This is a genomic window from Mycobacterium simulans, assembly GCF_900232995.1.
Lineage (GTDB): Bacteria > Actinomycetota > Actinomycetes > Mycobacteriales > Mycobacteriaceae > Mycobacterium > Mycobacterium simulans.
In genome coordinates, this window is sequence record NZ_OCVX01000045.1 from 1 (window position 1) to 5799 (window position 5799).

At 72.1% G+C, this 5799-nt stretch carries 3 protein-coding genes and 3 pseudogenes; 4 read left to right on the forward strand and 2 right to left on the reverse strand.

From position 1 onward, the window contains the following. Both MSIMFI_RS26880 and MSIMFI_RS28790 read left to right on the forward strand, forming a co-directional pair. Positions 1-2646, forward strand: a pseudogene (locus tag MSIMFI_RS26880) (PE family protein); the annotation flags it as partial. Positions 2647-2746: 100 nt separating this feature from the next. Next, positions 2747-3160 (forward strand): hypothetical protein, encoded by a 414-nt coding sequence (locus tag MSIMFI_RS28790; RefSeq protein WP_224770483.1) that lies wholly within the window; start codon positions 2747-2749, stop codon positions 3158-3160. Here MSIMFI_RS28790 and MSIMFI_RS26890 read toward each other — a convergent pair. Both MSIMFI_RS26890 and MSIMFI_RS26895 read right to left on the reverse strand, forming a co-directional pair. Beyond that, a pseudogene (locus MSIMFI_RS26890) lies at positions 3144-3926 on the reverse strand (fructosamine kinase family protein). The gene MSIMFI_RS28790 and the pseudogene MSIMFI_RS26890 sit on opposite strands and share 17 nt — an antisense overlap. Beyond that, positions 3923-4566, reverse strand: a pseudogene (locus MSIMFI_RS26895) (acyl-CoA synthetase); the annotation flags it as partial. The pseudogenes MSIMFI_RS26895 and MSIMFI_RS26890, both read right to left, overlap by 4 nt. Before the next feature lie 144 nt (positions 4567-4710). On the opposite strand from MSIMFI_RS26895, the gene MSIMFI_RS26900 reads away from it, so the two are divergent. Together MSIMFI_RS26900 and MSIMFI_RS26905 are read left to right on the forward strand one after the other, a co-directional pair. Next, on the forward strand, positions 4711-5064 hold the full coding sequence (locus tag MSIMFI_RS26900) for a transposase (RefSeq protein ID WP_191499969.1): 354 nt from the start codon (positions 4711-4713) through the stop codon (positions 5062-5064). Positions 5065-5229: 165 nt separating this feature from the next. After that, a partial coding sequence (locus tag MSIMFI_RS26905) for a PE family protein (protein ID WP_191499970.1) occupies positions 5230-5799 on the forward strand: 570 nt, incomplete at its 3' end.

Consider the following 5799-nt stretch of genomic DNA (forward strand, 5'->3'; position numbering starts at 1 on the left):
ACCGGTGGCGCCGCGGGCACCGGCACCGGCGGCGCCGGCGGTAAAGGCGGCACCGGCGGTAAAGGCGGCACCGGCGGCACCGGCGGCCAGGGCGGCAAGGGCACCACCACGCTGGCCGGCGGCCAGGGCGGCCAGGGCGGCCAGGGCGGCACCGGTGGAGCTGCCGGCGAAGGCGGCTCCGGCATCCTCAGCGGCACGGTAGGCACCGGCGGCCAAGGCGGCACCGGCGGCACCGGCGGCCAAGGCGGCACCGGAGGCGTGAACGCCGGCAACACAGCCGCTACCGCCGCAGGCCAAGGCGGCACCGGCGGCCAAGGCGGCACTGGAGGCAACGCCGCTGCCGGCGGCACCAACGGCGCCGCCGGCAATGGCGGCGTCGGCGGCCAAGGCGGCACCGGCGGCGCCCCTAGCGGCGGCACCGGAGGCGCCGGCGGCAAGGGCGGCACCGGCGGCGTCCGCGGAACCGCAGGCTCCGGTGCTGGCGCCGCGGGCGGCGCAGGAATCGGCGGCAACGGCGGCCAAGGCGGCACTGGAGGCCAAGGCGGCGCCGGTGCCAACGGCGGCGCCGGCGCCAACGGGTCGATCGGCTTCGCGGGCGGTGCCGGCGGCACCGGCGGCACCGGAGGGGCTAACGGGGGCAACGGAGGCCAGGGCGGCATTGGCGGCCAAGGAGGCACCGGCGGGAACGGCGGTGCAGGTAACACCGGCGCCAGCGGCGGCACCGGCGGCCAAGGCGGCACCGGCGGCACCGCCGGCGCGGCCGGCGCCGCCGGAAGCGGCGGGGTGGGAGGCGCCCTAGGTACGGGCGGAACCGGAGGCACCGGCGGCAACGGCGGCGTCGGCGGCAACGGCACCGGCGGCACCGGCGGCGGCCAGGGCGGTAAAGGCGGTCAGGGCGGTACCGGCGGGAGTGGCGGCGCCGCCGGAAATGCCGGCAGCGGCGGTCTCGGCGGAAACGGCGCAGACGGTGGAGACGGCAGCACCAGCGGCACCGCTGGGACGGTCGGGGGAACCGGTGGCGCAGGCGGCGCAGGCGGCACCGGCGGAGCCGCTGGCACCGCGACCGGCGGCGGTTCGGCGGGCAACCAGGGCAGCGGCGGCAACGGCGGCAACGGCGGCGACGGCGGCGCCGGCAGCGCGGCTGCAACTGGCGGCAGCGCCGGCAACGGCGGGGCCGCGGGTGCCGGTGGCGCTGGCGGCAACGGCTTAAACGCCGGCTCGGGCGGAGATGGCGGCGTCGGCGGCAAGGGGGGTGCTGGCGCTGCGGCAACCAGCGCCCAAAACGCCACAGCCGGCGGCCAAGGCGGAAAGGGTGGCCAAGCCGGCAGCGCCGGTACCCCCTCCGGCGGCACCCAAGGCACTGTGGGAACTGCCGGCAAGGGCGGCGACGGCGGCAACGGCGGCGCCGGCCTCAACATAGACCCCACCGTCGCGCGGACCAACGGCGGCGCGGGCGGCCAAGGCGGCCAAGGCGGCACCGGGGCCGCGGGAGTGACCGGCGGAAACGGCGGCGACGGCGGTCTCGGCGGTAGCGGCGGCGCGGGCGGCCAAGGCGGCCAAGGCGACAACGCCACCGTAGCCGGCGGGACCGGCGGCAAGGGCGGCCAAGGCGGCCAGGGCGGCACCGCCGGAACCGCCGGCGCCGGCGGCATCAGCGGAAACGGCGGCCAGGGCGGCACCGGCGGAGTGGGCGGCGCGGGCGGCCGGGGCGGCGAAGTCGGCGGTAACGGCGGCATAGGCGGCCAAGGCGGAACCGGCGGAACCGGCGGCAGCGGCGGGGTGAGCGGCAATGGCGGCGCGGGCGGCCAAGCCGGCAACGGCGGCAAGGGCGGAGCGGGCGACAACCGCGTTAATGCTGGCGACGTCGGCGGCGCCGGCGGCCAGGGCGGCCAGGGCGGCACCGGCGGCCAGGGTGGAACGGGCGGCACCAGTGGCGGCAACGGCGGCGATGCCGGCGCCGCGGGCATCGGCGGCGGCGGTGGTACGGGCGGCAGCGGTGTCACGACTGGCACCGGCGGCGTCGGCGGCAAAGGCGGCGCCGGCGGCACCGCCGGCAACGGCGGCAATGCCCTCGGCGGCAACGGCAGCGGCGGCAACGGCGGCACCGGAGGTGCCGGCGGCACCGGAGGCACCGGAGGCACCGGAGGCAATAGCTCCGCCGGTGCCACCGGTGGCGCCGGCGGCAGCGGTGCCGCAGGTGGCACAGGCGGCAAGGGCATCGGGTCCGGCAGCGGTGGCGACGGCGGCGACGGCGGCGCCGCTGGCGTCGGCGGCACCGGCGGCAATGCCGGCGGCGGGAACAACAAAGGCGGCATCGGCGGCATCGGCGGCAACGGCGGCAACGGCGGCAACGGCGGAGTTGGCGGCGCCACCGGTGCCGGCGGCAAGGGCGGCGACGGCGCCATCGGCGGCACCGGCGGCAACGGCGGCAGCGGCAAGGGCTCCGGCACTGGCGGCAACGGCGGCAACGGCGGCAATGGCGGGAGCGGCGGCAAGGGCGGGACTGGTCATGGCGGCGCCAACCCGGGCATCAACGGCACCAGCGGCGGCAATGGCTTGGCCGGCAGCGGCCCGGTAGGTATCATCGGCGGCTCCGGCGGCAAGGGCGGCACCGCCGGCACCGGCGGCTCAGGCGGCTCAGGCTGATCGCGAGAGGCCATCTGCGCGGCGACAGAGCGGGCTACCAGCTCGCGGTGCCGTTGCGCCAATAACCTGGTTGGACACATCAATCACGCCAGCCCCAGCAATGACATCGGCCGTCAATCTCCATGTACCACTGCTCGACCTGATCAATCCGTGCACTCGGGCAATCCTTGGGCGCCCGCTGATCGGCGACGGCGCCAACGCGACCACGCCGGGCGGCAACGGTGGGGATGGCGGGACTCTGTGGGCCGACAGCGGTAACGGCGGCGTAAGGGCGACCGGCCAGGCCGCCCAAGCCGGCGGCTCGGCGGGCTGTCGGGGAACGGCGGGGCCGGGGCCGACGGCGAGGCCGGCGGGCCAGGGTGGCAATTCCGGTCCCGGCGGCCGGTATAGGCAGAGCCGCTGGCACGGCCGGCGGGCCACCGGCGGGGCCAGCTCCAGCGACGACGGGACTGAAGGCAGCGCACGCGCCGACGGCCTGGCCGGAGCCGACGGCACGGCTAGCGCGCCGGGCTAACGATCAGCCGGACAGCACGGCACGGGCGACGGCATGCGTCCGCGTGCCCGCCGCCGAACAGCACCACACGCGCCACTAGCGGAAAGAGCTGGTGTAGCTAAATGCAGTTGCGCCACCATGATTTCAGCGATCGCACTCGCTGTTAACCGTCGAAGATCGCGTCGAAATACGGGCAGCCGGACAGTGCCAGCATCGCCAGGTCGGACTCGTGGTGACCGGCGTGCGTCGCCGGATCGATCAGCACCACGCCACCAGGTGTCCACATCACGTTGCCGCTCCACAGATCCCGTGCAGCCGAGCCGGCCGATCGTTGTCGTCGAAACCACCTGCACGGCAACGTGATACCACCGCATCGATCGCCACACGGGTCGAAGCATCGAGTCGGGATGCCGCGAGCTCGGCCATGGGCACCAGCCGCTCCTCGGCATAGAAATCGCCCCCACCGCCGATGCCGGCGCAGCGACATCGGCAACGGCTGCGACAACTGCGCGAAGAACCCGGTCCCCTCCCATCCGTGCGACCCCGTGCCGAACGCCAGCCCGCCCGCGTCGTGCGTCACGGCCAGCTGACCGCCGAACAGATTAGCCGCTTCGCGGCTCGGCGTCACCGAATTAAGCCGCCACAGAATCAGACTCGTCGCCTCAACCAAAACAACGCCAGCACAGGGCACGCCGCCATCGACATCCGAAAGCCATTGCAACCCTGCGGCTTCCCATGCGAAGTAGCCGGTGGGCGCGCCTGGATGGTGTTCAACGAAGTCGGTCACGCACCCGTTGTCACATGACTCACACGCACATCATCGGGGGCCGCGCCTCGGTCTGCTCCTTAGCCCAGCGGTAGTCCGGCTTGCTCGCGGGTGAACGCTTCATCTCGTCGGCGAACCAAAGGCTGTGCGGCACTTTATATCCCGCGATCTCCGAGCGCACCAAACTGTCCAGGTCCGTCAGCGACAGCCGGCACCCGGCCCGAGCCTGCATCCCGACCACCAGTGCATCGAAGACGTCGGGATGACCCTTCAACGCTGCCTCCACTTCTTCGGGGTAGATCTTCTCGCCGCCGCTGTTGATCGAGACCGAGCCGCGGCCCACCATGGTGACCGTGCCATCCTCCTCGACCTGTGCATAGTCGCCCGGAATCGCATAGCGCACACCGTTAATGGTCCTAAATATCTCAGCGGTCTTCTTTTCGTCCTTGTAGTAGCCGACCGGAATATCGCCCTTCTTCGCGATGAATCCGCGCACCCCTGAACCGGGCCGCACCTCGTCGCCATTCTCATCGAGGACGACGGTCCGGTGATCGATGCTCACCCGCGGACCACCACTATGCGGCGCGTCCTTGGCGACGATACTGGTGCCACCAAAACCCATCTCCGAGGACCCAATTGACTCCGTGACAACTCGATTAGGCCCCGTCATCATCGCTCTACTCGACCAGATTCGCGTGCACAGCGGGCGCGGCGGATGCCCGGCCACGACGGTGATCGATTCCCAGTCGGTGCAGGGTTCTGACACCGCGCCGCGGCCGTCGACACCATTGGTCTGCTGCTGGTCGTGGTGGTCACCGCGGCCTCCATCCAGTACCGTGACGGCACGGTCCGGCTATTGGCCGTACTGCGTACCGCCTGCTCCACGATCGTTCTGGTCTGGGACGACGTTGGATACGCCGGCCGCCTCACCGACTGGGCGAAACGTGTTCTCGCTCTTGGTGTTCAGGTCGTCAGACGCAGCGACGACACCCGCGGATTCACGGTCCCGCCGCGACGCTGGGTGGCCGCGCGGACCTTCGCATGGATCTGCAAGTACCGCCGCTGCGTCCGCGACTACCAAACCCTGCCCGACCACCATCAGGCCATCGTGGATATCGCAATGACCGCGACCATGACCCGACGACTGGCCCGCGCCTGACGAGTTTTCATACGCGCTCTAAGACGCTCTAAGACTGGTCGCAGGTCAACAAGAGCTTTGCGAAACCCAAGACGCGCCGCAGCACGCACGTTAAATTTTGCAGGTCCCCCACTTGTGTCGAGGGTGGCGACACAATTCACCTCTTACGGTGCTCGGAGCCGCCTGATGTCGTACGTATTCGCTTCGCCAGATCTCATCGCGGCTGCGACCGAAAACTTGGCCGGCATCGGCTCGGCCGTCAGCGGCGCCAACGCAGCGGCAGCGGCCTCGACAACACAGCTGCTGGCGGCGGGCGCCGACGAAGTGTCCGCCCGCATCGCGGCGTTGTTCGGCCTGCACGGCCAGGAATACCAAGCACTCAGCGCGCGGGCGGCGGCGTTTCATGAGCAGTTCACCGCCGCGTTCGCCAGCACCGCCAGTGCGTACGCCACCGCCGAGGCCACCAATGTCGGACAAATCCTGTTGGACCTGATCAATGCGCCAACCCAGATCCTGTTGGGGCGTCCTCTTATCGGCAACGGCAGCAACGCGACCACACCCGGCGGCAACGGCGGGGACGGCGGGATTTTGTGGGGCGACGGTGGCAATGGCGCGCCCGGCGCAGCCGGTCAGGCCGGCGGGGCCGGCGGGGGCCCCCGGGTTTGGGGGCGTGTCTTTTTCACATCTCCCGGCCCCCCGGGCCGGCGGAAACATCGGGTTGCGGCTTCTCGTGGTGAAACAAAAAAGCAAACGGGG